Annotated in this window: 24 protein-coding genes; 7 read left to right on the top strand and 17 right to left on the bottom strand. The window is 62.3% G+C overall.

All coding sequences use genetic code 11. The features are described from left to right. Positions 1 to 7: 7 nt before the first annotated feature. The 4 genes from ACETPF_RS12840 to ACETPF_RS12825 all read right to left on the bottom strand — a co-directional run bounded on the left by ACETPF_RS12840 (position 8) and on the right by ACETPF_RS12825 (position 3,660). Positions 8 to 796 (bottom strand): enoyl-CoA hydratase-related protein, encoded by a 789-nt coding sequence (locus ACETPF_RS12840; RefSeq protein WP_373934891.1) that lies wholly within the window; start codon positions 794 to 796, stop codon positions 8 to 10. Positions 797 to 843: 47 nt separating this feature from the next. Continuing rightward, positions 844 to 1,947 (bottom strand): alpha/beta hydrolase family protein, encoded by a 1,104-nt coding sequence (locus ACETPF_RS12835; protein WP_373934890.1) that lies wholly within the window; start codon positions 1,945 to 1,947, stop codon positions 844 to 846. A gap of 74 nt (positions 1,948 to 2,021) precedes the next feature. Then, positions 2,022 to 2,546: a VOC family protein gene (locus ACETPF_RS12830; protein ID WP_373934889.1), complete on the bottom strand. Its 525-nt coding sequence runs from the start codon at positions 2,544 to 2,546 to the stop codon at positions 2,022 to 2,024. Between the two features lie 76 nt (positions 2,547 to 2,622). After that, entirely contained in the window at positions 2,623 to 3,660 is a 1,038-nt protein-coding gene (locus tag ACETPF_RS12825) for a Rieske 2Fe-2S domain-containing protein (RefSeq protein WP_373934888.1), read from the bottom strand. 223 nt (positions 3,661 to 3,883) lie between these two features. Here ACETPF_RS12825 and ACETPF_RS12820 point away from each other — a divergent pair, with 223 nt between their 5' ends. Then, complete coding sequence (locus ACETPF_RS12820) at positions 3,884 to 5,275, top strand: MFS transporter (RefSeq protein WP_373934887.1); 1,392 nt, start codon at positions 3,884 to 3,886, stop codon at positions 5,273 to 5,275. A 28-nt stretch (positions 5,276 to 5,303) separates the two neighbouring features. Here the strand turns inward: ACETPF_RS12820 and ACETPF_RS12815 are convergent, their stop codons facing one another. Then, the gene (locus ACETPF_RS12815; protein ID WP_373934886.1) at positions 5,304 to 6,224 is read right to left on the bottom strand and encodes an SDR family NAD(P)-dependent oxidoreductase; all 921 of its coding nucleotides are present in this window, start codon (positions 6,222 to 6,224) and stop codon (positions 5,304 to 5,306) included. A 169-nt stretch (positions 6,225 to 6,393) separates the two neighbouring features. Here ACETPF_RS12815 and ACETPF_RS12810 point away from each other — a divergent pair, with 169 nt between their 5' ends. Then, the gene (locus ACETPF_RS12810) at positions 6,394 to 6,717 is read left to right on the top strand and encodes a 2Fe-2S iron-sulfur cluster-binding protein (protein ID WP_373934885.1); all 324 of its coding nucleotides are present in this window, start codon (positions 6,394 to 6,396) and stop codon (positions 6,715 to 6,717) included. Between the two features lie 7 nt (positions 6,718 to 6,724). On the opposite strand, the gene ACETPF_RS12805 is transcribed toward ACETPF_RS12810, so the two are convergent. Continuing rightward, positions 6,725 to 7,495, bottom strand: a complete 771-nt coding sequence (locus tag ACETPF_RS12805; RefSeq protein ID WP_373934884.1) for an enoyl-CoA hydratase/isomerase family protein — start codon at positions 7,493 to 7,495, stop codon at positions 6,725 to 6,727. Positions 7,496 to 7,618: 123 nt separating this feature from the next. Here ACETPF_RS12805 and ACETPF_RS12800 point away from each other — a divergent pair, with 123 nt between their 5' ends. The 3 genes from ACETPF_RS12800 (at position 7,619) to ACETPF_RS12790 (ending at position 10,618) form a co-directional block, all read left to right on the top strand. After that, positions 7,619 to 8,503, top strand: coding sequence for a MaoC/PaaZ C-terminal domain-containing protein (locus ACETPF_RS12800; RefSeq protein ID WP_373934883.1), 885 nt, complete (start codon positions 7,619 to 7,621; stop codon positions 8,501 to 8,503). 22 nt (positions 8,504 to 8,525) lie between these two features. Then, the gene (locus ACETPF_RS12795) at positions 8,526 to 9,923 is read left to right on the top strand and encodes an MmgE/PrpD family protein (protein ID WP_373934882.1); all 1,398 of its coding nucleotides are present in this window, start codon (positions 8,526 to 8,528) and stop codon (positions 9,921 to 9,923) included. Positions 9,924 to 10,120: 197 nt separating this feature from the next. Next, complete coding sequence (locus ACETPF_RS12790) at positions 10,121 to 10,618, top strand: nuclear transport factor 2 family protein (protein ID WP_373934881.1); 498 nt, start codon at positions 10,121 to 10,123, stop codon at positions 10,616 to 10,618. 60 nt (positions 10,619 to 10,678) lie between these two features. On the opposite strand, the gene ACETPF_RS12785 is transcribed toward ACETPF_RS12790, so the two are convergent. The 3 genes from ACETPF_RS12785 to ACETPF_RS12775 all read right to left on the bottom strand — a co-directional run bounded on the left by ACETPF_RS12785 (position 10,679) and on the right by ACETPF_RS12775 (position 15,050). Beyond that, positions 10,679 to 12,922: a TonB-dependent receptor gene (locus ACETPF_RS12785; protein WP_373934880.1), complete on the bottom strand. Its 2,244-nt coding sequence runs from the start codon at positions 12,920 to 12,922 to the stop codon at positions 10,679 to 10,681. A 68-nt stretch (positions 12,923 to 12,990) separates the two neighbouring features. After that, entirely contained in the window at positions 12,991 to 13,827 is an 837-nt protein-coding gene (locus ACETPF_RS12780) for an SDR family NAD(P)-dependent oxidoreductase (protein ID WP_373934879.1), read from the bottom strand. A gap of 26 nt (positions 13,828 to 13,853) precedes the next feature. Further along, positions 13,854 to 15,050: an amidohydrolase family protein gene (locus ACETPF_RS12775; RefSeq protein WP_373934878.1), complete on the bottom strand. Its 1,197-nt coding sequence runs from the start codon at positions 15,048 to 15,050 to the stop codon at positions 13,854 to 13,856. Between the two features lie 281 nt (positions 15,051 to 15,331). On the opposite strand from ACETPF_RS12775, the gene ACETPF_RS12770 reads away from it, so the two are divergent. Next, entirely contained in the window at positions 15,332 to 16,039 is a 708-nt protein-coding gene (locus tag ACETPF_RS12770; protein ID WP_373934877.1) for a hypothetical protein, read from the top strand. A 111-nt stretch (positions 16,040 to 16,150) separates the two neighbouring features. Here the strand turns inward: ACETPF_RS12770 and ACETPF_RS12765 are convergent, their stop codons facing one another. The 8 genes from ACETPF_RS12765 to ACETPF_RS12730 all read right to left on the bottom strand — a co-directional run bounded on the left by ACETPF_RS12765 (position 16,151) and on the right by ACETPF_RS12730 (position 24,043). Continuing rightward, positions 16,151 to 16,474, bottom strand: a complete 324-nt coding sequence (locus ACETPF_RS12765; RefSeq protein ID WP_373934876.1) for a 2Fe-2S iron-sulfur cluster-binding protein — start codon at positions 16,472 to 16,474, stop codon at positions 16,151 to 16,153. A gap of 21 nt (positions 16,475 to 16,495) precedes the next feature. After that, positions 16,496 to 17,749: a cytochrome P450 gene (locus tag ACETPF_RS12760; RefSeq protein WP_373934875.1), complete on the bottom strand. Its 1,254-nt coding sequence runs from the start codon at positions 17,747 to 17,749 to the stop codon at positions 16,496 to 16,498. Positions 17,750 to 18,017: 268 nt separating this feature from the next. Next, positions 18,018 to 18,296 (bottom strand): cytochrome C oxidase subunit IV family protein, encoded by a 279-nt coding sequence (locus ACETPF_RS12755; protein ID WP_373934874.1) that lies wholly within the window; start codon positions 18,294 to 18,296, stop codon positions 18,018 to 18,020. Then, positions 18,293 to 18,892: a cytochrome c oxidase subunit 3 gene (locus ACETPF_RS12750; RefSeq protein ID WP_373934873.1), complete on the bottom strand. Its 600-nt coding sequence runs from the start codon at positions 18,890 to 18,892 to the stop codon at positions 18,293 to 18,295. The genes ACETPF_RS12755 and ACETPF_RS12750 overlap by 4 nt, the downstream gene beginning before the upstream one ends. Before the next feature lie 310 nt (positions 18,893 to 19,202). Then, a complete protein-coding gene (locus ACETPF_RS12745; RefSeq protein ID WP_373934872.1) occupies positions 19,203 to 19,694 on the bottom strand; it encodes a VOC family protein in 492 nt (163 codons plus the stop codon). 124 nt (positions 19,695 to 19,818) lie between these two features. Next, the gene (locus ACETPF_RS12740) at positions 19,819 to 20,565 is read right to left on the bottom strand and encodes an SDR family oxidoreductase (protein ID WP_373934871.1); all 747 of its coding nucleotides are present in this window, start codon (positions 20,563 to 20,565) and stop codon (positions 19,819 to 19,821) included. A gap of 32 nt (positions 20,566 to 20,597) precedes the next feature. Beyond that, positions 20,598 to 22,802: a TonB-dependent receptor gene (locus ACETPF_RS12735; RefSeq protein ID WP_373934870.1), complete on the bottom strand. Its 2,205-nt coding sequence runs from the start codon at positions 22,800 to 22,802 to the stop codon at positions 20,598 to 20,600. 392 nt (positions 22,803 to 23,194) lie between these two features. Further along, complete coding sequence (locus tag ACETPF_RS12730) at positions 23,195 to 24,043, bottom strand: IclR family transcriptional regulator (protein ID WP_373934869.1); 849 nt, start codon at positions 24,041 to 24,043, stop codon at positions 23,195 to 23,197. Positions 24,044 to 24,376: 333 nt separating this feature from the next. Here ACETPF_RS12730 and ACETPF_RS12725 point away from each other — a divergent pair, with 333 nt between their 5' ends. Further along, complete coding sequence (locus tag ACETPF_RS12725; RefSeq protein WP_373934868.1) at positions 24,377 to 26,665, top strand: TonB-dependent receptor; 2,289 nt, start codon at positions 24,377 to 24,379, stop codon at positions 26,663 to 26,665. Positions 26,666 to 26,676 lie beyond the last annotated feature (11 nt).

Here is a 26,676-nt window from a genome sequence, read left to right as displayed (position 1 = left end):
CCGGCGGTCAGCGGCGATATTGGCGAAAATTTGTCGGACGCTTTTCGAGAAAGGCGGTGATGCCTTCCATATTTTCCTCATTGCCATAGGCTCCGGCAAGCAACTCGGCATTCGGGAAAAAGGAGGAATAAAAGTCCTGGTCCGAGCCTGCATTGAGGGCAAGTTTTGCGATGCGGATGCTCTGCGGACTTTTCTCCAGCACCTCGTTGCACCATTTCGCGACTTCGGAGTCGAGGTCTTCGGGTTCCACGACAGCGTTGATCAATCCCATTTCGAGCGCTTCTTCGGCACTGTAGAGCTTGCACGTGTAGAGCATCTCGCGCGCCTTGCGTTCGCCGACGTAGCGCGCCAGCAGCTGACATGCCCCCCAGATCGGCACGCTGCCGACCTTGGGGCCGACCTGTCCGAAGCGCGAGTCCCGGCTCGCGATCGTCATGTCCGAGAAAAGATTGATTTCGTTGCCGCCGCCCACGCAGAAACCGCGAACCTTGGCGATGATCGGCTTGTCCATCATCCGCATGACCGAAGACAGCGCGAACAGGCGGCGCATATGGGTTCGCCCGACCGAGGGGTTGCGCTCCGACTGGTCGCGAACATCGCCGCCCGCGCAGAACGCTTTATCTCCCGCGCCGGTCAAGACAACCACGCCGATCGTCGGGTCGTCGGCAGCCCGGTGCATCGCATGCGCAAGCTCTTCGTAGGTACGCGGGCGAACCGCATTGCGAACCTCCGGCCGATTGATGGTCACGGTCGCGATGCCTTCGGCCGCCTCGTAGAGGACGTCTTCGTAGGTCATGGGCTACTCCTGCGGATGGTTGCTTGCGTGGGGGTGAGGAGAGGGGGTCAGCCGCCCCAGTCGACGAGCGTGCTCGCGATTTCCTCGACGAGTTCGGGCTTCGCCTGCGGATAATGAGCCGCGCCGCGCACCGTGTATTCGGTGCAGCGATCCCCGGCCGCCTTCTTCCATTCGGCGACATTGGCCGGAAACACGGCCTGGTCGGCGGCATAGCCCATGTTCAAGATCGGGATCGTGGTGTCGGCGAGGCACCGCGGGCCATGTGCGCGGGTGAGGCGAAGGCTCCACTGGCTAAGGAAGGATCGCGCCGTGCAGAAGCGGCCAAGGCCGTTCGCTTCGCGGTTGACGTTGCGCGCGTCGCCCCAGATAGCCCCGGCTCCCCGATCGCTGGGATCGATCGACAGATCGAGCGTGCGCGGGTCGGCTTTCGTCCGATAGACGATGAAGGCGTCGTCGCCCGCCGGAGCATTGGCCACGAGCTTGAGCGCATGCTGCGTCAGGCGTTCGTTTCGCGCCTTCTGCTCTTGCCGATAGACCGCAAGCCAGTCGCGATCATAGGGCGGGCGGTTCTCGGGCGCATACATGTCGATCGCGGCGTTGGTCCGGTCGGGGTCGCGCTCGTCGATCACCGCGGGATCAAGGCTGTCGGTCAGCGTGGCTGCGCGTCCGCAATGCGCCGCCAGGATCGCGAGCCGATCGACGGGCGGAAGATCTTCGGGCTTGAGATCGATCGGCTGTCCGTCAGGGGTGTCGCTGATGGTCAGCTTCTCGGCCTGCTGCTGGTAGAAGGCCGTGAGCGAACCGCCGCCTGAATTGCCGACGAGGACGATTTTCCGGAAGCCCTCCTCGCGCAGGTAACGGATGCCGGCACCAAGATCCTGGATTGCCCGTTCCATGATCAGCATCGAGTCCGAACCCGAGTAGCGTGTGTTCATCGCCAGTATCGCGCGGCCGCGCTGAGCGAGCGGCTCGACGAGATAATGGTTCATGAAATTGTTGGTCGGGTGCACGAGCACATAGGCAATGTCGCGCGTGCCGTCTGGGTCGACAAACCGGCCATAGACGCGCGGATCGCTGTTCTGGATGCCGCTCAGTGTTTCGAGCGGCGCGCCCTTGGCGACCTTCAGCATCACCAGTTTCGACTGCATCATTCTATCTCCCTCGAGCGTCCGCCCGGCGACCCGCGCCTGCAGCGGGCCGCCTGCTCGTCACGGTTTGCCAGAGCTCAGGCGTTTTCGGTGCGGGGAGTGAAGTCGCCGCGCGCTTTGCGGTCCCGCCACTTTTCGAGCACCTCGGCGGCGTGACGTTCGCGCTCGGCGAAGTCGATTTCGGCCGAAGGCAGGTTGAATTCGAGACGGATGCCGTTGGGGTCGAAGAAATAGATCGACTTCTGCCCCTTGTCGTGGTGGCCCACGGGGCCGAGATATTCGATGTTCGCATCGACCAGACGCTGGCGATAGCTTTCAAGCTCCTCCTCCGAATGAACATGGAAGGCGACATGTTCGACCCAGGGCGGGGTGTTGGTATCTTCGATCGCATCGGGCCGCGTCGGCACCTCGAAGAAAGCGAGCGAGCTGCCGTCGCCAAGCTCGAAGAAGAGATGGATGTGGGGATCATATTCCTTGGTCGAGCCGACGATGTCTGCCGTCACGGCATGGGAATATTTCATCCCGAGCACGCGCGTATAGAAGTCGACTGTCTCGGCCGCATCATTGCAGCGGAATGCGACATGATGGAAACTGCTGAGCATGGTGTTTCTCCTGCTGCCGGCTCCGCGATGCGTGATGCGGACCGGCGCGGTTAACGGATTGACGAGCGGCGCCGTGTCACGCCGCGCGCGCGCCGCGAAGATTGCGCAGGACAGCGCGCCACTGCATCACCGTCCCGTCGTTCCGCAGATTGACGATGGGCCTCCCCTCGACGAAACGCTGGTTTTGCTGAATGGCCTCGAGAACGCCGACATCCTCTTCGAGGATCTCGTGCGCCTTTTCCCCGGTGATAGTTTCGACATCGACGTTGAGCCGGGCACCGCCGTGGAAATAGTGGGTCGTCGTCTCGGTTTCCGGGACGATGCCATGGAAGGAGCGGTTCTGAAGCGGAGCCTCGCCGCCTTCGTCCCAGGGCGTGGCGCTCGCCGGGCGGACACGTGTGTGATTTTGGTAGAGGCCCGGGATCATCCAGCTTTCGGTCCACTGGTCGATCCGGTCGTCGACAAGCGCCGATGCGCTGAACAGACGCGGCGTCGGAATGTCAGAAATGCGTACCCGGCGGCACACCCCGTTATCGAGCGCAGTGACGGTCGTCTCCGACGCCGCGATACGGTCAGGGTCGCTGCCCATGCTGGTCTTGTGGACATAGGCCAGGTGACTGATGTCGAGAAGATTTTCCGTCAGCAGCTGATGGTGGCAGCGCAGGTAGATCGAGCCGTCGATCCACGCCGTCCAGGCCGGGTCGGTCATCCATTCAAGGTCGGGAACCGGGCTTGTCGCGGCATCGGCCGGGTCGCCGGTGTAAATCCAGACTATTCCGCCGCGCTCTGTGACCGGGTAGGCGCGAAGCTTGGCGGCCGACGGCGCGCGATCCTGACCGGGGGCGTAGACGCACTGGCCGCCCGGCCCGAACGTCAGGCCGTGGTATCCGCACTGGATATTGTCGCCGACCAGATCGCCGCGCGACAAGGGATAATTGCGATGGGGGCATCGGTCCTCCATCGCCGCGACGCTTCCATCCTCGCAGCGATAGAATACGATGGGATCGTTCATGATCACGCGCCGCATCGGCTTGCGCGTCACCTCCGATGCCCAGGCTCCCATGTACCAGAAGTCGCGGAGGAACCCATTCGCCTCGTCGCTGCTCTCGCGCATTACCTGCTCCCGACCTGTCGTTGCGGAGCCGCCCTCGCGGGCCAGCTTCCGTCTGTTGGAGCAGCTATAAATGTCCGCATTGCAAAAGTCAATTCTGCTTATCGGTCTTGTCCGAGTGCTGTCTCTTCGCATATCGACGCCTGGAAGATGAGCAACAGGTGCCGATTTTGGTGGCGTTCGTGCCGCCCGACCCTGTTATTCGACAGGATGGGGAGCGATGCGAATGGCCAAGAGGCGGAGCTGGGCTGCGACGCTCATGATCTTATGCATCGCCGAACTGGCCGGGTCGCTCGAAACCACGCTGGTCTTTGCAGCCTTGCCTGGCGCGATCAGGCAATTTGGCAATCCCGTTTCGGTGGCATGGCTGGTCACTGGCTATTTCCTCGTCGCCGGCGCGTCGGCGGCGCTTTGCGGCCGACTCGGAGATATCATCGGGCGCTCGAAGATGCTCGCCGCCGTTCTCCTCGTCGCCGGTGCGGGGTCGGTGGTCAGCGCCATGGCGTCCGACCTGGTCTGGATTATCGTCGGCCGCTCGATCCAAGGGGTTGCCGGCGCCGTATTGCCGCTCTGCTACGGACTTGTCCGCGAGCATCTGCCCAGCGAGAAGCTCTCATTCGGTCTCGCCGCGATCACTGCGATCGCAAGCCTTGGGGCAGCCGGCGGCTTTCTGATCGGCGGCGTGATTTCCGACCAGTGGCACTGGCAACATATCTTCAGTGCGAGTGCCCTGCTTGCTCTGGGCGCTCTCCTGCTTTGCCTGCTCGCACTTCCCCGCTCGCTGGCCGCCGACTCGGTCGGACCCGGCGCGGATCTGATTGGCGGCGTCCTGTTCGCACCGGCAGTCGGCCTCGTCCTGTTTGCGATCAGCCAGTCATCGACGGCAGGCTTGGCGATGCGTCCTATGCTGACCCTCGCGGCGGGTCTCGCGCTGCTGTCGGCTTGGATCTGGCACGAATTGCGGCAGCCGGACCCGCTTATCGACATTCGGCTGCTTGCCCGCAAGCCGGTGGCGCTTGCCAATATCAGCGCGCTCCTGGTGTCGATGGGCGCTTTCCAGGTCATGCAGATTTTCCCGATCCTCATCCAGCAGCCTGTCTGGACCGGCATCGGCTTTGGACTGACCGCGACCGTGACCGGACTGCTCAAGCTTCCCTCCAACGTCGCTAGCGCCCTGGGGGCAGTCTGGGCGGGAAAGCTCGCGGGCAGCAACGGCGGGAAAGGGGCCATTTTGGTAGGCACGCTGCTCTGCCTTGTGGCCTGGACAGGCCTTTATTTCGGCCATGGCGAGCTGTGGCTGGTTGTCTTGCTGGTATGCCTGTCGTCGGCGGGCGTGGTTATCTCGTTGACCGGGACCGTTGCCGTCGTCGTGCAGCATGTTCCCGTCGAGCGGACAAGCGAGGCTACGGGCGTCACTATGGTGCTGCGCATGACCTTTCAGGGCATCGGGGCGCAGATCGTCGCAGCGCTCTTCGTCGCGGGGCGCACCGCCGCGCCGGGCTCGGGAGAAACTCACCTTGCCCCCGAAGCCGTCCTTGCCAGCATCGGCTATGTCGCGCTCGTCAGTCTCGTCGCCGTTGCGAATGCGGTCTGGCTGCGCAGGGCGGTGCGCGCATAGCCAGACCGAATTTCAGCGCGGAGGGGGGTCAGATGGGATCCCAGCTGAAAACATCCGCCGACATGTCGAGCGGGTAGAAATCGGGCCGGAAGGCGGGAAGCATGCGTTCCGCGATAAGCTGCGGGGTCCAGCCATCGTCGCGCTGGACCGAGCGGAGGGGGCGGGGCTGGCTCATCAGGAAGAGCTCGTTCCGGCGTGCCGCGAAAATCTGTCCAGTCACGTCGGCGGCGAGGTCACCGCAAAGGAAGGCCACCAGTGGCGCGATCTTTTCAGGGCCCATGCTTTTGAAGCGGGCGACGCGCTGACGCTGCTCATCGGTTTCCTCGGGCAGCGTTCCGATCAGCCGGCTCCACGCGAAGGGAACGATACAGTTCGAGCGGACGCCAAAGCGGCGCATGTCGAGCGCGATCGATTTGGAAAGGCCGACCACCCCCATTTTCGCCGCCGCATAATTGGCTTGTGCGAGGTTGCCGATGACGCCCGATGCCGACGTGAAATGGACGAAGCTGCCATGCCCTTGCGCCTTGAAGTGCGGGGCTGTGGCGCGCGAGACATGATAGGTGCCGAACAGATGGACGCGCACGACGCGCTCGAACTCCTCGTCGCTCATCTTGTGGAAGATGACGTCGCGCAGGATGCCGGCGTTGTTCACGACCGCGTCCACGCGGCCGAAGCTGTCGAGCGCGGCCTCGACGATACGCGCCGCGCTCTGCGATGTGGACACATCGTCGCCATTTGCGATGGCGGTCCCGCCCTGCGCGCGGATTTCTTCGACCACCTCATTGGCGGGCGCTGCTTCGGCGCCGCTTCCATCGGGAGCGGCGCCGAGATCGTTCACGACGACATTGGCGCCTTCGGCCGCAGCGAGAAGGGCGATCTCGCGACCGATCCCGCGGCCAGCCCCGGTAACGACGACGGTCTTCCCGTCGAGACTTTTTGCGTTGGTCATGATCCCTCTCCCCTGGTTTGCGAGATGCAGCTGATAGCGAAAAACATGTTTTGATGTTAAATAACGAAAAATAATTTTGCAATGCGGAATTGAGTGTGGGTTGTTGCGATGATATTGGAGGGCGACCGGCGAGGCTCGCCGCACAGCAATCAGCAAGAAGAGACATGGGATGCCGAGGATCACATTCATTTCGCACGAAGGCGCGGCGCGGACGATCGAGGCCGAGTCGGGGCTGTCGCTGATGGAAGGCGCGATCCGCGCGGGAATCGACGGCATCGATGCCGACTGCGGCGGAGCCTGCGCCTGTGGAACCTGCCGCGTGGTGATCGCTCCTGATTGGCGAGACCGCGTCGGAGAGTCCGGGGATGTCGAGGCGATGATGCTGGAACTCGCGCCTCTGCCGCTTGAGGGGGCACGCCTATCCTGTCAGATTTCCGTATCCGACGCGCTGGATGGTCTGACGGTCACGGTCCCCGAAGAACAGTTCCGCTGATCCTGGGCTAGGCCCCCGAGAAGAGGGGCGGCCGCTTTTCGAAAAAGGCGCTCACGCCCTCACGGCAATCGCTCGTGCCGAAGCAGATGGCCTGCGCGGCGAACTCGGCATCGAGAAAGGCATCGAGCGGCATCTCGTGCGCCGAGTGAAGAAGCTTCTTCGTCAAGCCGAGCGCCTGCGTCGGCCCATTCGCCAGTTTCTGGCCGAGTTCGATCGCGGCATCGAGCAATGCGTCGGCGGAATGGACGGCGCTTATCATGCCCATCGCCGCCGCTTCGGACGCGTCGACCGTTCGGTCGCTGAGCAGGATGTGGCGTGCGCGCACGCTGCCGACTGCGCGTGACAAGGTGAGGGCAAGGCCCACGTCGGCCGCGACCCCGACGGCGGGGAAGGCGGGCCGGAACTTCGCCCGCTCCGAAGCGAGGATGATGTCGCCGAGCAGGGCCAGGCCGAAACCGCCGCCAGCCGCGGCACCGTTGACCGCGGTTATCACCGGCTTTTCTCCCAGCATCAGCAGGCGGATGAGGGCGTAGGTGCTGGCAAGCCGTGCCCGCGTCGTTGGAGCATCCTGTCCATCACGCAGTGTGGCAAGGTCGCCGCCGGCGCAGAAGAAGCGGTCGGTTCCCGTCAGGATCAGGCAGCGCTGCTCCCGGTCGCCGAAAAAGTCGGCAAGACTGGCGATCATCTGCTCTTTCATCGCGAGGGTCAGCGCATTCGCGTGCTCAGGGTCAGCGAGCCGAAGCAGGGTGAGCGCGCCTTGCCGCTCGCGGATGATCAAGGGCTTTTCCACTTTTATCGCTCCGATTTCGTAATGCAGAATTGACTTTCGTATAGCGATATATGAAAGGCAGAAGCAAGGTCTTGGCTGCAGGATCATGACGGGAAGAGGAGGCAAGGCGCGATGGCGATCGATCCCGCGAGGCTGCTGGGCTGGGAATTTCCCGAGCTCGTTCACCGGATCGAGCCGCGCGACGTCATGCTTTACGCGCTCGCAGTCGGACTTGGGTGCCCCCCTACCGACCGCCGGCAGCTGCCATTCGTTTATGAGGAGGGATTGAAGGCGCTCCCGATGATGGCGAATGTCATGGGGTATCGGGGCTTCTGGCTGAAAGATCCGGCGACGGGCGTCGATTGGCGCAAGGTCCTCCACGTCCAGCAGCGTATCGTCCTGCATGCCGGCCTGCCGGTCAATGGCACTATCCGCAGCCGCCAGCAGGTCTGCGCCCTTGTCGACAAGGGTGCCGACAAGGGGGCCTTCATCGTGACGCGCCGCGAGATATGCGACGCCGGTTCGGGACAACTACTCGCCGAGGTCGAGCAGACCAATATGCTGCGCGGCGACGGTGGATTCGGAACGAGCAACGGCACTTTACGAACGCTTGCGCGCGTCCCCGATCGGGCGCTGGACCATGTCGTCGACCTTCCCGTCCTTGAGCAGGCGGCGCTGCTCTATCGCCTGTGCGGTGATTACAATCCGCTTCATGCCGATCCCGAGGTCGCCCGTGCGGCAGGGTTCGAACGGCCGATCCTCCACGGCTTGTGCACATTCGCCATGGTCGGGCATGCCATATTGGCCTGTTCGGCAGATTATGACGCCAGTCTGCTCACCATGCTCGAAGGACGGTTTTCCGCGCCGCTCTATCCCGGCGAGACGCTGCGCACGGAAATCTGGGACGACCGGGGCGGCGAGCTTTTCGTGCGTGCCCGCGCCGCCGAGCGCGATGTCGTGGTGTTCGATTCGGGGCGCGCGACGCTCGGGGCCGCGCCGCACCCCCCTGTATCCTGATCAGCAAAGAGAGGGTCTTGTCATGAACCTTGCCGAAACTGTTGCCCCTGTTCCGGCGCGCGAAACGCCGACGGCTTCCCTGTTGCGTTTTATTGCCGACTGCCGGTGGGACACCGTTCCCGGCGAGGTGCGTCACGCCGCGCTTCGTCAGCTGATCGATACGATCGGGGTGATGATCGCCGGTGCACAAAGTGAGCTGACCGATCAGGCAGAGCGGATGCTGGCGTCGGTTCGCGCCGTGGGATCGGTCGCGGTTCCGGGCAGAAGGCGGCGCGCCGATGCGCTCGACGCGGCTTTCCTGTCGGGTACGGCCGGACATGGCATCGAGCTCGATGACGGCCATCGCCAGGGCTCCGTGCATCCTGCGGTCTGCGTGATCCCGGCGGCGCTTTATGCGGCGTATGGCCGCCCCACATCGGGCAGGCAGATCCTCAACGCGATCGTCTGCGGCTATGAGGCGATGATCGGCGTCGCCATCGTCTCGCACCCGCACCTGCGGCGCCGCGGCTTCCACCCCACGAGCACCGCCGGGGTATTCGGCGCGGCCGTTGCCGCTGGGGTCGTTCTGGAACTCGATGCACAGCAGATGGCGGATGCGCTTGGTATTGCGGCGAGCGGGGCGGCTGGGTTGTTCGCCTTTATCGGCGGCGGCACCGACGTGAAGCGACTTCACGCCGGTCATGCCGCGCGGGAAGGTCTCCAGGCCGCGCTGCTGGCCCGCGAAGGTGTCTCCGGACCGCCGAACGTGATTGAGGGGCGGGACGGCTTTTTTCAGGCCTTCCCCGGCCTCTCGGCCGAAGAGATGAACGGCTTTGCGCTGCCGCCGTCAAAGGATTGGGAACTGCTTGATTGCTACATCAAGCCCTATGCCTGCTGTCGCCATCTGCAGACGGCGCTCGAGGTCCTGGTCGGCATAGTTGAAGACGAGGCGATCGCCGAGACCGAGATCGCCAGGGTCTCGGTCGATACCTATCGCATATCGGCGGCGCATGCCGACACCGGTTGGTCGGAATTCGCAAGCGCCCAGCTGAGCTTCCCCTACATTCTTGCGCTCGGCATGCGGTATCGCAAGGTCCGTGTGGAACATTTCGGCGCCGATGTTCGCGAGGATCCGGCGATTGCGCGCCTGTGCGGCCTCGTCGAGGTCCGTGCCGACGACGAGCTGGACAAGCTGTATCCCGAATGGCGGCCGTCGCGCGTGACGGTGGAGACGATCGACGGGCGGCGTTTTACCCGCGAGGGCATGGAATCGCTGGGGTCAAAGCAATTCCCGATCGATGACGAACGCCTTGGCGAAAAATTCATCGACCTCTCTGGCCCCACGCTTGGGGAAGAGGCTGCCGCGGCCTTGCTTGGGCGGCTTTGGCGGATCGAGGAGGTCAGCGACGTAACCTCGCTGATCGACGCGGCGGGAGGCTAGCTGGTGAGCGCCCCTTTTGTTTCGAGCGAGACTGGGGCCGGCTTGGCTGGGTCCGCCGCCAAAGACAGACCGGCGGGCGCTTCATTGCCGCGAGGAAGGCAGGCAGATGCTTCGCCTCGTGACGCAGAACCAAGTTCCGGATTGCAGCGGGCACAGCGGTTTTTATTCCGTCAGGGAAAGTAGGCGAGGGGGGCGAGATGGAAGGACAGGCAAGCGATGAGCGTACAGCGCGGCTGCGCGAGGAAAACCGCCACGCCCTGATAGAGATGATCAGGCTGATGGGGCGCATAGACCGCAGCCGGGCGAGCGCCGCGGACGGCGGCTATGCCGAGGGCCGATATCCCGACTTTTATTGCCCGGACGGGCGGCTGGACATTCCGTTCATGCCCGAGGGGTTGAAGAATTACCGCGAGGGCTCTGCCGAGCATTCGGCCGACGCGGAACTCCGCTTCCGGCTTTTTTCAGAATTTGAGTGGGTGGGCGAATTTGAGGTCCACGACTGTCTCGATCCGGCCTCGTTCATCGTCTTCGCAAAGAGCCGCGCGACGACATGCCGCGGCCTGCCCTATGAAAATAGTTACGTGTTCTTTGCGACGATGCGCGACGGAAAGATCGCTGCTCTTCGCGAATATGCCGACACGTCGCGACTGGGCGTTCTTCAGGACGACCTCGCCGCGGCCGGTTCGTTCGACTGATCCAGGACCGAGCGGCGGACCGCGCGGCCTGATCGGCGGCGCGGTCGGCTCCACAATGCCTCAGAAGCGCGCCTTCAGGCGGAGACCATAGGTGATGGGAGGCGCGATCAATTCGGCGACCCCGAACCCGCCGACGGCGATAGTGCTGTAATAATTCTTGTTGGTCAGATTATCGACATAGAAGCCGATCTCATACGCGCCGCTATCGGGCCCGACCCCGCCCGACAGATTGACGATCGTGTAACCTGCCTGCTGATCGGACCTGAGGTCGCCTCCGGCTCCAGGCTGGAAGAGATAGCTCGACGTGAAATGCGCCACGCTGTTCAGACGCGCAACCCAGTTCCCCCCGAGCGGGGCTTCGAGGTTTGCCGACACGAAGCCCGACCATTTTGGCGAGCGCGGCATTCGCGTGCCCGACAGATTTTCTTGGCCGGTTGCCACGCCCACGATGTTTCCGCTGCCGTCGCGCGCATATTTGAAGACGGCCGCATTGGGATAGTCGCGATATCGCGCGTCGAGATAGGAGAGCCCCCCCGAAAGGGTCAGAAAATCGCCGACCCGCTGCGACCCGTCGAGTTCGAACCCCTTGCCGCGAGCGCTCGCGGCATTGAGGATGATCTGGCTCGCCCCCGTTTGATCGATGATCGAAACCTGGGCGTCGCTGTAATCGTACCGGAATGCGGACAGATTGATGCGCGTTCGCCTGTCGTCGCTGACGAACTTTGCGCCGAGTTCATAACTGTCGACCGTTTCCGGATTGATGGGATCAAGCTGCGGCGCAAACGATGGAACGTTGAATCCGCCCGACTTGAATCCCTGCGTGTAGCTGCCGTAGAGGTTGACCGTCCCGAGATCATAGGCAACGACCACGCGCGGAGTGAATTTGCTCCAGCTGTCGCGCTGCTGAAAGCTGCTCGTCCCCGCCGGGTTGAAGATCGCCTGCGCAATCGGATTGAGTACCGTGCTGATCCGGCGGCTATCCTTGGAGTATCGGCCGCCGAGCGAGATTGTGAGCCGGTCGACCGGCCTGATATAGAGCTCGGCGAACGCGGCATAGCTGTGGGTGGTTACATCCTGCTGGCCCTGGATGCGGTTGGCGGGGGCAAGGCTCTGTTTGCGCGTTGTCCCGGTGGAGTCGTAGGGAAGGCCGAAGGCGAGACCGTAGATAAGGCTTCGCTGATAGGCCTTGTCGTTGATATACTGGGCGCCGACGAGGAAATCGATCGGGTCGCTGAACGATCCCGATAGCTGTAGATCCTGCGAAAAGGTCTTGCCGCCGTAAAGCGCGTCATAGGCAAATAGCGGGATCGACGTGCGATCGCTGTCATCGCTGATATAGCCGTAAAGATCGCGATAGTTGGTCACCGCCTCGGCCGCGAAATCCCCGAACTCGTATCGCAGTTTCAGATTTCCGTTCAGCGAGCGCGCTATGTCCTCGCGTTTGAAATCCTCGGTGGCCTCATAGGGGCCCGCAACCTCGGGCGTTGCGCCCAGGAGGCAGCCGACGCAAAATGGTAGTCCCGCGCCCTGACCGCCGGCGGCGTTGGCCGTCCCCTTTTCCCAATGATAATCGAACGCAGCGGTAGCCGTGAAGGCGCTCGCGGGCTCCCATTTGAGCTTGACGCGAGCGTCGGTCGACTCCTTGCCCCGCACATCCTGCCCGGTCGTGATGTTTTTGAGAAATCCGCCATCATCGCGGTAGCGACCGGCGACACGTACGCTCAGGGTGTCGGACACGGGGACATTTACCATTGCATCGATCATCACATGGTCGAAGCGGCCATATTCGCCGGTCAGGCTGCCTTCGAAACCTGCCGTGGGGTCGGCGCTGCGAATGAGGATCGCACCCCCGCTGGCATTATGTCCATAGAGCGTACCCTGCGGCCCTTTCAGAACTTCGATGGAGCCGACATCGACAAGGTCGAAGATCGTGCCGGTGCCGCGCGGCATATAGGCGCCGTCGATATAGATGGCGACGGGCGCCTCGAGGCCAACGCCGGGGGCATTCGATACGCCGATGCCGCGGATGTAGGTTTGGACGAAGCTGTAGCCCGTGTCGTAGATGAGGCCCGTCGTCACCGTCGCGATCTTGTCGACGTTGCGGATGTTGAGATTCTGGATGGTCTCTCCGGAGACGGCCGTCACGGCAATCGGGACTTTTCGAACGTCCTGCGACTGACGCTGCGCCGTTACGACGATATCGCCATTGCTGGCGGCACTGGACGCCGGCTGCGGCGTCTTGGCCGCTTCGGTCGCCCCGCCGTCCTGTGCCATCGCGGCGGCGGGCAGACCCGCGGCCAGCAAACAGGCCGCGAGCGATGAGCTGCAGCGCAAGGCAAGGTTCGTGTGCATGTCTTTCTCCCACCCGGTCATTATTTATTCGTTGGCTGCTGGTCGCATCTTGCGGCCGCGGCCGCGTCGCGTTCGTCGGCGAAGGTCGGCCAGTGGGCGACAAGCCCCCCGTCGACGGGGATATCGATCCCGGTTATGTAGGATCCGGCATCGGAGATGAGGAATGCGGCGAGCTCTCCAATGTCGGCGGGGCGGCCTGGCCGCGTCAGCAACATGTGCCTCACGAGTCGCTCAACCTCCTGCGGAGGAATATTGGCCTCAAGTGCCGGCGTCATGACGAGGCCCGGCGATATCGAGATGCAGCGCACGCCATCCTTGCCGAACTGCACGGCGATGTTGCGGCTGAGACCGATAACGCCTGCCTTCGACGAACCGTACATGGCGCGGACATGCTCGCCCGATAGGCCGGTCACCGACCCGGTGTTGATGATCGCGCCGCCGCCGCGCCGGATGATGTGCGGCACGGCATGTTTCGCGCCCAGCGCGTAGCCGACGAGGTTGACGCGCAGAACGCGCGCATAGAGATCGGGATCAAGATCGAGCAGGCTGCCGTCGCCGCAGAGGACATCCGGGTCCATGAGCGCGGCATTGTTGTGGAGCGCATCGAGCCCACCGAATTCGGAGACGGCGGTATCGATCATCGCCCTGACCTGGTCTTCGTCCGCGACATCGGCGCCGACCGCGATGGCGATGCCGCCTGCGGCGCGAATGTCGGCCGCGCCGGCTTCAGACTTTTCGGCGAAGCGATCGGCGAGGACAACCGATGCGCCCTGCCGGGCGATGATGTGCGCCGCCGCGAGCCCGATGCCCGATCCGGCACCGGTGACCACGACGACTTTTCCTTGGAGCTTTGTCACGGTCAAATCGCCTGCTGTTATCGAAATCAGTGGATGCGCGGCGCGGCGTCAGACGGCCGGCCTGATGGGCGATCGAGACCGTAGAGGCTGATCGCGGTGCCCCCGAGGATCATTCGCGCCTCGTCCGGCGAAACGGCGTCGAGAACCTGGCGGATCGTCTCTCCGACATAGCCGTGGCAGCCCTCGTTGTGCGGGTAGTCGGTCGACCACATCACCCGGTCGGCGCCGATATAGTCGAGCAGCTTCAGCCCGACCTCGTCCGCCATGAAGGTCGCATAGCAATGCTTGGCCCAATATTCGGTAGGTCGGTTCGCGATCTTCGGTCGGAGGAGCTTGCCCCAACCATCGGCGGCCATTTCTGCGTCTTGCAGCGCGCCGGGTATCCAGTTGATCCCGGCTTCGGAGAATACGACCCGAAGACTGGGGTGCCGATCGAAGATGCCGCCGAATATCAGCTGGCCCAGCGAACGCCGGAACGGCGTGAAGGTCTCCATGACCGTGACGCCAACGCCGCCTGGACCTTCGAGATTGGTGGCGGACTCGCCGACGTGGAAATTGACCGGCAGTCCGGCCTCTTCAGCCGCATCCCATAGCGGTCGCATCGCGGCGTCGGCATAAACGACCTGGTTGCCGTCGGCATCCTCACCGGGATTGATGGGCAGAATATAAGTACGCAGCCCAAGATCGCGGATGTGCTGGATCGACGCGCGCGCGGCGCTTGCATCCCAATAATTGGGGATGCCGACCCCGAACAGGCGTCCCCCGGACCGCTCGCACAGCTCGGCCAGATAGTCGTTATATATGCGAAAGATCCACTCGCGCGCTTCGAGATCGGGCTGATGAAGATAATACATCAGCCACTGCGGAAACAGGATCTCCATCTCGACGCCGTCGCTGTCGAGATCGGCCAGTCGCGCATCAAGGTCGTGGGCGCCGGGTCGGTCGAGGCTGTGCAGGATAGGATCGAATATCCCCGTCAGGAACTTCCGAAACCCGACCCCGATGTAAGAAAACCCGTTCTCGTCGTCCGTCCAGATGCGCGGCATCCGATCCTTCAGCCGATCCGGTGCCCGGGCATGAAAAATATCATCGTAGAGGAACCAGTGGCTGTCCGACGACACCAGCGTCGTCTGGTGGGGCAGAGGGGTTAGCCGGCCGGTCAGAAGGCGGTCGCGCGACAGCCCCACATGCTCAATGGCAGGAATCCGCGTGGACCTGATCATCATGCATCCTCTCATGATCGCGCCGGGATTTTTCCCGGTCACGCAGGCATCGCTAGCTCCAAACGAACGAGGACGTCAATATGATTTCGTATAACGGTCTATAATTTCGCAATGCGGACAAACTTCCGATCGTTCCTGCTTTGTATCGAGCGTCGCACTGTTCGCTGTCCATAATTTCGTTTTGACTAGCAAAATTACTTGGCAGGCCTTATGGTGTCGCGGGCCGCCGGTGCACATTTCCGGTGAAGTGGCTCCGACGAACAGATAATCGGGGGGAAGCGATGACCAACAAGGCGCAGATGTCAGGAGCCGTTGCCGGACCGGTAACGGCGTTGGTCGTAGGACTGTCAATGTATGCCGCCGGCCTGATACCGCCGGTTTCACCCGTCACAGATCAGGCTGAGATCATCCGTTTCTACACCGACAACGCCAGCGCCGTCCGGGTGGTCGCGATTGCCATGCTGTTCCTGATGTCAGGGCTGATGCTGCTTTACACAGCGCTCGGAGACCAGTTGGAACAAATCGGCGGGGCGCGAGCCAGAAGCTGGGCGCGCGTGCAACTCACGCTCGGCGGGATCAGCCTGGTGCCGCTTTACGGCACGTCGGTGGCTTGGGCTCTCGCCACCTATCGGCCGGAACGCATGCCCGACACGACGCAATTGCTCAGCGACCTCGGCTGGTTCGCTTTCGTTTTTCCAGTGGCGCCGGCGTTGTTCCAGATGTGGGCGATCGGTTTCGCGGTCCTGTCGGATCGCGGCGAAAGGCCGGTCTTTCCCCGCTGGTACGGCTATATCTGCTTCTGGGTCGGACTATTGTTGATGATGGGTCTTTTCGTGCCATTTTTCAAATCGGGGCCCTTTGCCTGGAATGGCCTTCTGGCATTCTGGGTCGCCGCAGTTACCCTGGGACTGTGGATCAACCTGACAGGAGCGCTTGTTGCCGGCGTCGCCAGACGACCGGCTAACGCAAGCGCGACTCCTGCCGCCTGACCAGGCCGCAAACTGCCGCTTCAGTTCCGCATCTGCACGAGGCAGGCGCGTCGGTCCGGTAGCTCCATGCCCGGACGGGTCCAGCAATAGGCCGACAGAGCGCTGGGCGCGTCAGAATTGCTGGGCCGGCATCCGGAGCACGAGCCCGTCCAATTCATCGGTCATGATGATCTGACAGGCGAGGCGGCTATTGTCCTCGGCGCCCTCCGCAAGTTCCAGCATCGGCCGCTCGGTTACGGGTTCGGCGGTTCCCGTCTTCGCGAGCCAGCCGCTGTCGACAAATACGTGACAAGTGGCGCAGGCCGCCTGGCCGCCGCAATCCCCGTCGATGCCGGGAACGCTGTTCTGCACCGCTCCCTCCATCGCGGAAACGCCAAGCGCCACCTCGACCTCATGCTCGGTGCCGTCGGCCTCGACGAATAGGATTTTGGGCATGACTATCTCTTTCCAATTGGTTCAGGCGTGGATGCGAACGGGCAGGGTGTTGATGCCGCGCAGCGTGTTGGAGTAGCCGTAGATGGGCGTGCCGGTGACCTCGATCCGCTGCCATCCCCGCGCCAGTATCTCCTCCCACAAAATGCGTAGCTGCATTTCGGCGAGCCGGTTGCCGAGGCAGCGATGAATTCCAAAGCCGAAGGACAGGTGCTGGCGCGGCCGTTCGCGGTCGACGAAGAAACGATCCGGCTCTTCGATGACCTCGCCATCGCGATTGCCCGAAATGTACCACATGGCGACCTTGTCGCCCTTGCGGATGAGCTTGCCGCCGAATTCGACATCCTCCGTGGCGCGCCGCGATTGATACATGACCGGTGACTGCCAGCGGATCGCTTCGGGCACCATAGAGGTGATGAGCGCCGGATCGTTTTGCAGTTTCTTCCACTCAGCCGGGAAGTCGTGAAGCGCAAGGACACTGCCCGACATCGTGTTGCGGGTGGTTTCGTTGCCACCGACGATCAGCAGGGTCACATTGGCGACAAATTCGACCGGGTCCATGTCTTGCCGTTCAGCGGAATGCGCCAGGATCGATATCGCGTCGTTGGTCGGCGCCGCCTTCGTGCGTTCTGCTTTCAGCTTCAAGAACGTCTCCGCCAGTTCGCGCATCTCGCGATTGCGTTGATCCCAGGATTCAACGATTCCGTCGCCCGGGAAGCCGACGATGACGTCCGACCAGCGCTTGAGCTTGCCGCGTTCTTCCAGCGGAAAATCGATGAGCGTGGCCAGCATCAATATGGTGAGTTCAACCGATACCGCTTCAACCCAGTCGAATTCCGTCCCGATCGGCAGCGAGTCGAGCACGTTTCGCGACCGTTGGCGGATCGTGTCTTCGAGAAGGACGAGATTTGCAGGAGCGACCGCAGGGCTCACCGCTTTACGCTGCTGATCGTGCTTTGGCGGATCCATCTGGAGGAAGGAGGGGATGGGCACCGAGCCGTCGCCTTCGCCGACGATGCGGGCGTCGTCCAGCGCGGTGGCATTATGCGAGGAAAACAGGCGGTGGTTCGTATCCACGGCCATGATGTCGTTGTAGCGGGTGATCGACCAAAATGGCCCATATTCGCTTTTGGCGCAATAATGGACGGGATCTTCTGCACGCAGCCTCTCGAACATCACCGGCCAGTGAGTGTCCTGCTGGTAGAGAGCGGGGTTCGAGACGTCGATTTGGTCGAGCGGGATCGTGCGAGGGTCGAATGAAAGCGCTTCGCTAGCCATGGCATCCTCTTATGTTTCGTATTGCGAAATCAAATTCCATCTTACGGCTAAAACTGATCTTGCTCAATACTGGAAATGGCATGGTCGCGCGTCGGTGCGCGTACCTTGGCGTGGCCTTTCCGCTGGCACGAGGGACCGACGGCGGATTGGTCCTTTGGCCCGAACAGGGGCGGTCTCAAGCGACTCCGCCCTTGGTCGTCGACACGGCCGTTGCGCGGCTGTCCGATACGGCCGGGTCGTCATCGACGCGTCTCGACCATGGAAGATTTTAAGCGGGGATTGCGTAGACGAGGATCAGCACCAGCACGATGCCGGTCCACGCTTCGAACAGGGCCCGCAGGAGGCGCGGCGCGTTGCGAATTTCCATGTAGTCTAGTCCGATAATCCGGACCTTGATGAAGGCGATGACGATGACCGCAGCCGCGGCGACCTGGCGATTCCCGCCGACGATACCCGGAAAAAGCTCAAGGCTCACGATTGTCAGCGCCACGAGCACCAGCCAGAGCACGGCTTTGCGTGTCGCAAAAAGGTTTACCAAGCCATTCATCGCATCAGGTAGAAGAGTGCGAAAAGGACGATCCACAATATGTCGACCAAGTGCCAGAAGGACGCGCCTCCCTCGATCGTGCTGATGTCGCCCGGGGTCAAAGCGTCGCGTCTCGACACGGCGAAAAGGTAGCAGAGCACGCCCACGCCGAGCACGACATGCAGGAGGTGGGTGCCGGTGAACATATAGTAGAAGGTGTAGAATTCGTTCGTGTTCAGCGTGATGCCCGCGCGGACCTTTTCGCTATATTCGAATATCTTCACCAAGATGAAGCTTATGCCGAGGCCGATCGAAATGCCTATCAGGGCGGAGGCGCCGGACGATTTCTGGCGCAGGCGATCGGCCGCTGTCGCCAGTGTCGAGCTGCTCGTCAGCAGGATCAGGGTGTTCGCGATCCCCAACGCCTGGTTCATCTCGCGCTGCGACGTCGCGTACAGATCGGGAGACCATGAGCGGTAAACGACGAAGGTGACGAAGAATAGGCCGAACACGATCAGGTCGCCCAGAATGAACAGCCAGACGCCTTCTTCTCCGGGAAGATGCCTGCCCTCTCGCGGCTTGAAGATTTCAGGAGGGGCCGACCGTACGCTGGTCATGTGCTCGTGCACTGGAAGTGCGCCCCCATCCGCAGTTGGATGCCCACCCTCTCGCGCTACAGACATTCAGGTCAAGCCTGAGCAACGACGGTTGCGCGGGGGGCGCGCGCCGGTGCCGAGGACCAAAGCAACGGATCGGCCGAACCGTACGCCCAATGATTTCCGTGTCCTACCACCAAGCCGCATCCTGCCGGATGACCATAATGTCGGATTTCGCCGGCATGCTCATTCGCGCCGGCCAAGCGTCATTGAACCGCCTCCGCTCCAAAGGAGCAGGGCGGCCGGATGACGTTGGCCGGCGCTTAGCCATTCAGGCGAGCGGTTCGACGAGTTTGCAAGGCACGTCGTCGGCATCGGTCTCGCCGCGCGGGACGATTTCCGAAAAGGTCAGCTCCATCACGAATTCGGGCGGGAATGCCTCGACCTTGACTTCGCGGAAGGAGCTGAACCGGCGGAGCCAGGGATATTTTGGATCGAAGCGCCATTCGCGCGTCTCGATGCCCATATCATTGGCGCGGGCCGACGCCGCATCGATATCATCCACGCCAAAGACGAGGACCGTGCATCCTTCGCCAAAGCGCTGCAACCGGTCCCAATAGCGTCCCTCTTCACGAAGCGGCGCGACGATCTCTAGGCCGGAATCCCAGGAGAGGGCGGCGCGGACGCCAGCATCTTCAGCGTAGATGGAGTCATCGAAGCTGACGCCGAGTAGCTTGCTGAACTTCTCCACATAGGCATCGAGATTTTCCGGCCTGACGATGATGGCCAGATGATCGATACGTTGTTTGGCTTGCTGAAGCATCTTACTCTCTCTTGCGGTTGACGGATCCTCTGCAGACCCGCGAAGTTGAGCGATCAGTACCGCCTATTTCTGAAACATGGTTTCGCTATGCAGAATAAATCATTGTGTTTCCAATGTCATCCCCTCAGCCGAAATTTGTTCCGCCGTTCACATAGAGCGTCTGGCCGGTGGTGAACCCGGCGCCAGGGCCGGCGAAATAGGCGACGGCCTCGGCAATATCTTCGGGCTGACCCGCTCGCGCGATCGGCTGGCTGGCAACGACCGCTGCAACGGTCGCTTCGCCGTGGGTCGACACCGCCGCCTCGGTCGCGATCAGGCCGGGGGCTATGCAGTTCACGGTGATCCCGCTAGGCCCCGCTTCGCCCGCAAGTGCGCGCGTGAAGGCGATTACCGCGCCCTTTGACGCCGCATAATGGGCGTAACCCCGGCCACCCGAGAGGAAGATCGTCGAGGCGATGTTGACGATCCGGCCATCGCGGGCGGCCGCCATGTCACGCATCGCGCGGCGGCAGACAAGAAAGGTCCCGCGCGTGTTGACGTCTAGAATTCTCTGCCACTCGGCAACGTCCATTGTCTCGACGAGAGAGTGGGCCCAGATAGCCGCCGAATGGACGAGGATAGCGGTCGGCCCGAGCGACTGGCGCACAGCGTCGAAAACGCTGTCGACACTCTTCTCGTCGGCGACATCCAGCCCAAGACCGATGGCACGTCCTCCGTTGGCCTGAAGCTGTTCCGCCGCGGCAGCGGCCCGGTCGCCATCGAGGTCGCCAATGGCCACTGCTGCGCCCTCGCTGGCCAGGCGGCGGGCAACAGCGAGCCCGATTCCGCCACCGCCGCCTGTCACCACCGCGACCTTGTTCTCCAAACGCATGTTCGTCTCTCCTGGCGCGGTGGCCTCGTGCATTAAAAGTCGGCAGTCAGCTTGATACCGTAGGTGCGCGGCCGGCCCACCGTGTCCCACAGGAAGAAGTTGTTGCCGGATTCGCCAATGACCTTGTAATATTTGTTGGTCAGATTCTGGCCGAACAGCGAAACCGAGAAATGGTCGTCGGGAGCCGTGAAGGTGATTGAGCCGTTCAGCAGCGCATATTTGTCCTGAATGGCGATCGGGGTCGGGTTGGGATTGGTCGCAAAGCGGCTTTTGTAGCTGAGATCGCCCGCGAACTGGATCGAACCTTTCCCGCCGAGGTCGACCGTATAGTCGGCGCCGAGCGAGGCCGTCCATTTCGGGACATTGTCCTTCTCGACATTGCGAAGATTAACAGGGCCGGCGCCGAGGTTCACGATCTGGTTGGGATAGCGCGCATCGATATAGCCGACGGTTCCGCGAATGTTGAAATTGTCGGTCGGCAGCACATTGAGTTCCAGTTCCGCGCCGCGGATGCGCGTCGTGTCCGCGTTGATCACCCGGTTGATGTTGCCCGCCACCGAGCCGGTAAGGGTGACGATCTGGAGGTCGCGATAGGCATATTGGAAGACGGACGTGTTCAGCGTCAGGCGCCGGTCGAGCCATTGGGTCTTGACGCCCAGCTCGTAGGAATCGACGCGCTCGGGTTCATAGACGTTGATCGTCGGGAAGGCGCCACCTTCGTTGAATCCCCCCGAGCGATAGCCTTGCGAGAAGCGGAAATAGACCAGCTTGTCGCCATCGAGGCGATATTCGGTCCCCGCCTCGACCGAGAGGTTCTTGAATGTGGTCCGGAATTCTTGCGAGGGCCCCGGCACTCTCGGAGTGGCGACGAGCCGTTTGCTGTCCCACGTCTGGCGAAGGCCGCCCGACAGGCTCCAGCTGTCGGTGAGTTTGTAACTCGCCTGGCCGAACAGCGCAAAGCTGCGCGTGCGTTCCTGGGAGGCGCGGACGCTGCTGAAGGACGTTCCTGCAGGGAGGCCACCCAGCGGCCCGCCCAGTTCGAGCGCCTGCACGAACTTATATTTATAATTCAGGAAATAGGCGCCCACCACATAGGTGAGCGGTCCGCTCGAGTCCGAGGCGAGCCGAAGCTCTTGGCTGAACTGCCGGACCCGCTGGGGCTTGTCGACAAAATGCAGCGCCGTCACCGGAAGCGCATCAGCATCGAGGCGAAGATTGTCCTTCACATCGCGGTAGCCGGTGACCGAGGACAGCTCCACGCCCCCCAAGTCCCAATCGACGTTGAGGCTCGCACCGAAATTCTTGAGGCTCGAAGGTGTGACCAGGTTCGAGCCTGTCTCATATTTCCCATATTCGGTGCAGAAGCCGAATACGGTGCAGACGACCGGGGAGGGTTCGAACGATCCGTCGGCAGGCGTTCCAAGCGACCCGGCATGCGGGCGGGGCCGGTTCGGCGGTTGCTCGGAGCGGTCCTTCATATAATCGAGCGTGAGATAGGCGGTCAGGTCGGGCGTCGGCGTCAGCAGGATGCCGAGCCGGCCGCCATAATTATTGAGCGCGCCGCCATTCTTCGTGCCGGTCGTCAGGTTGTTCATGAAGGCGCCGCCATGGTTGTAGAAGCCGGAAAGCTTCACCGCCACGACATCGTCGACGAGCGGGGCCTCAACGGCGCCGCGCACCTGCAACTGATCGAAGCGCGCATAGCTCACCTGCCAACGCATGCCGAGGTCGCCCGAGGGGCGGCGCGTGGTGACGTTAACGGCACCGCCCGGCGCGTTGCGGCCCTGCAATGTACCCTGCGGCCCGCGAAGAACCTCGATCTGCGCTACGTCGAACACATCGACAAGCGAACCCGAAACCGTCGAATAATAAACCCCGTCGACGCTGACCGCGATCGGCGCGCTTTGCGAGGCATTGCCCGAGCGGTTCCCGATGCCGCGGATATAGGCGGTGAACATCGTCGGCAAGACGCCGCCCTGGGCGAGGTTGACGTTGGGCGTCAGTGCTCCGACCTGGTCGATCTTCACGATATTCTGGCGCTCGATCATCTTGGCATTGAGCGCGGTCACCGAGATGGGCACGTCTTGGAGCGATTCGGCGCGCTTGCGAGCGGTGACGATGATCTCCGACGCCGCAGGATCATCTTTGGCGACCGTGTCGGGTGCCTGCGCGGCGGCGCTCGTGTGGCTAACAAGGGCCGCCGAGGCGACACCGACAAGGAATATCGTACGCATCATTTTGATCTCTCCCATGACCGGATGTGGAGCGCGTAGTCCGCGCCTCTCGCTGATCCGGTACACCGGGGCCTCCGTCTTTGCAAGGAAAATGAAAATATATTTCGTAATGCGAAACCAATTGAGCAAGTGGAGGCGTGGCTGCGAACGACCTGTCGAGCCTGGCGATCGCGTAATGGCGGCTATGACTTTGGAAACATAGGTTAAGAAACGGTGCGTGCGCGCGCGGCCGCCTCTGTGAGCGGCAGGCGCCCACAGAGCGATTCGGGAGGCTCTGCACTGCCTATGGCGATCCATTGATGATCGGCCAGGCGTCATGGCATCGGCGCTCGACCGTGCGCGATTCGCCGGCCGACAGGAGGGCTTGGGGCGAGCCGTTGTTGCCTGGTTTCGCTTTACCGGCGTCCCGGCGAGAAAGTGCGCAGACCGACGGCTTCCCTCAGCTCATCGGCGGCACGAAGGAGTAACGGACCGGTCTCCTCCATGAGCGTTTTTTCGGGCAGGGCGTAGGCGGGGCCGCCGGCGCTCAGCACATAGACCCCGTCGAGCTTCGAGGCCGAGACGGGGACGGTGACGCCATGGATTTCGGGGCGCCACTTTCCGACCGAAAGACAAAATCCATATTTCCGCAGCTGATCGCAGGCCTCGTCGAGCCGGGGCAGGAACTCGCCCATGTCGGTTACGCCGTCGCGTTTCATCTGACGCACGATCGCCGAGCGCTCGCGTTCTTCCAGTCCGGCGAGATAGGCAAGGCCGATGGCGCTCTGGGTCAGCGAGATGGTGTCGCCGACGCGCAATTGCAGCCCAACGAGCGATGCGCCTTCAACAGCTTCGACGTAGATCATGTTGAGACGCTCGCGCGTGCTGAGTCCGATGTTCGTGCCGGTCGCCTGAGCGTAGCGCTGCATGATCGGCCGGATGGCGCCGATCGGATCGAAATTCTCGTCGGCAATATGGCCCAGGACATAGGCGGCTCCGCCGATGCCGTAACTGCGCGTCTTTGGATAGTAGCGCAGATAGCCAAGATCGCGGAGCGTATACATGATCCTCGAGATGGTCGGGCGGGGTAGGCCAGTGCGCCGTGCGATTTCCTGATTGCTGAGCGGCGGCTCACCGCGCCGAAAGCAGCGAACGACGTCGAGCCCACGCGCCAGAGCGGTGATGAACTGGCGGTTGCCGGTCTCGTCGACCAGCCCGTCGTCGGAATCGCCCACGGTCATCTCGGCTTTTACACGGCGTCGCATCGATCGAAATCCCCTGCGGCGAAGTGCCCGACACCTCTCCGCTCACTGAAAGAGTTATTCACTAGTCGAGATTGCCGGGCAAGGCCAGTACTCAAGGCCTTAGCCAAACATGGAGGGCTGCATCCGTGGCAGACGGGTTTTCGGCCAATTCTGATCATAGCCATAACCGTATGATAAGGAATTATAAAATCTCGCGCACCGCCTCTATTGCGGCCGGAAATGGCTGCAATAAATTTTGCAGAATGAAAGTATCGTTTGCATATCGGACGTATTTCCGACTACGCAGTCATCAAGAAGGCAGTCATGCCTCGATCAGCAATTGGAGGGATCAGGATGCGCAAGGGTTATTCACGCACGATGCTGTCGGCTGCCGCGCTGGCCGTTTCGCTGGCAATGGCCGGTGAAGCGGCGGCGCAAGCGGTATCGACCGGCAGCACGGCCGCGGCGGCAGATGATGCCTCGGAGACCAAGGCCGCGGCCCCGTCCCCCGGAAGCGATGGCATGCAGGACATCGTGGTAACCGCGCAGCGGCAGAGCCAGAGCCTTCAAAAAGTGCCGATCAGCATCACGGCGGTCTCCGCTGCCGCGATCGAGAATTTGAACATCCGCAATATCGACAAGATCGCGACGGTCACACCAGGGCTGATTTACGATACCGGATACAGCTTCGTTCAGGTCTTCGTTCGCGGCGTGGGCGACCAGACGCCGGGCGTCGGGCTTGAAACCCCCGTCGCGACCTATGTCGATGGCGCCTATCTCGCGCGCGGGACCGGGACGATCTTCGACCTCGTCGACCTTGCCTCGGTCGAAGTCCTGAAGGGCCCGCAGGGAACGCTTTACGGCCGCAACGCGACCGGCGGCGCAATCCTTATCCGCACCGCCGACCCAACCGACGACTTCGAGCTTAAGGGCATGGTCGAGGTGGGTCGGTTCGGCCACAGCCAGATCGACGGCGTACTGAACGTGCCCCTTGGCGATCAGGCTGCGGTGCGCTTCGCCGGGCGATATCGCAACGACGGCGGGTTTCTGGACAATATCACGACCGGGGACAAGGTGCGCGGCAAGGAAACCTATGACGCGCGTGTCAAACTCAGGGTCGAGCCCTCGGACGACTTCAGCGCGGTTCTGGGTTTCGATTATCACCGGGAGAATGGCAACGCCAATGCGGCGGGTCGCAATGACAGCCGCCCGCCCTTCTGCCCTGCCTGTGTCACCGCCCAGCCGGTCTATACCGGCTTCTATCAGACCGCCGATGATTTCCGCCGCCACGACAAGGGCCGCAGCTACAACCTGAACGTGGCGCTACAATATGACATCGGCGCGATCACGCTCAAGAGTCTGACCGCCTATCGCGACCTGGAATCTGGCATCACGCAGGATGTCGACGGGACTGCTGCAAAGCTCTTCGTTTTCGACGCTATCTATGGCGGGAAAACGTTCCAGCAGGATCTTCAGGTCGGGAGCAACTTCGGCGGTGCCTTCGATTTCCTCGCCGGGGTCAGCTACATCCACGATGATGCCTTCCAGCGTTCGCTGCTCTACGGGACATTGTTCGGCCTGCCCTATGATGGCATCAATCGCCCGGCTCAGCGTTCGGAAGGGCGCCAGTTCCAGATCACCAAATCCTATTCGGCCTTTGCCGAACTTTATGTCCGCCCGATCGACCGGCTCACGCTGACGCTCGGCGGGCGCTACACCAAGGACAAGCGCGACCTCGATACGTACAACAACCAGCTTGCCGTGAATTTCAACAATCCCGGCGGCCCGCTGCAGTTCGAGCAGAAGGCGTCCTATCAGAAGTTCACGCCGAGGATCGTCGTCGCTTATGATGCTGACGAGCTCAACCTCTATGCAAGCTACACGCAAGGCTTCCGGGCAGGGGGGTTCAACACGCCCTCCTATGCCCCGCGCGATCCCACCGACCCGATCCGTCCGGAAACGATGACAAGCTATGAGGTCGGCGCCAAATATGTCAGCCCCGACCGGCGGACGCGCGCAAGCCTTGCCCTTTTCCGCTATGACTATGAGGATGTGATCGTGTCCATTCTCAATGGGCCGACGCGGGTGGTGCGAAACTCCCCGAGTGCGCGCGGCAAGGGCGTCGAGCTCGACGTGACGCACCGGTTCAGCGACTGGCTGACCGTATCGACCGGCGGCCAGTATCTCGACGCGAAGTATCGCCGCTATACCAATGGCGCGACCTATGACTATCGGCGGAACGCCGCGGGCGCCATTACCGGCATCGTGCTCGTGACGCGCGACCTCTCGGGCGTTTCGCTGCCGCGCGCACCGAAATGGACCGGCTATGTCTCGGCAAATGTCGAGGCACCGATCAGCGACGACTGGATCATGAAGCTCAACGGCGTAGCGCGTTATACCTCGGAATATGATTTCGTCGTGGCACGCAGCGGCGTCTTTGGCGCCGACTATCAGAAAAAGCTGACGCTCGTGAACGTTTCGGGCGGCATCGGGCCATCTTCCGGCGCCTATGAGATCGGCTTCTACGTCGACAATCTCACCGACCGGAAATATTATTCGAACCGGATCACCGGGACACAGGGCATCGTATCGCTTCAGGCCATGCCGCGGACCTACGGACTGCGGCTCAAGTTCGAATATTGACAGGCATGGGC

Origin of the sequence: Sphingobium agrisoli, from assembly GCF_041877245.1 — a bacterium.
Classification (GTDB): domain Bacteria; phylum Pseudomonadota; class Alphaproteobacteria; order Sphingomonadales; family Sphingomonadaceae; genus Sphingobium.
Note: the sequence above shows the minus strand (reverse complement) of the source record. Positions and strands in the feature narration are given on the sequence as shown.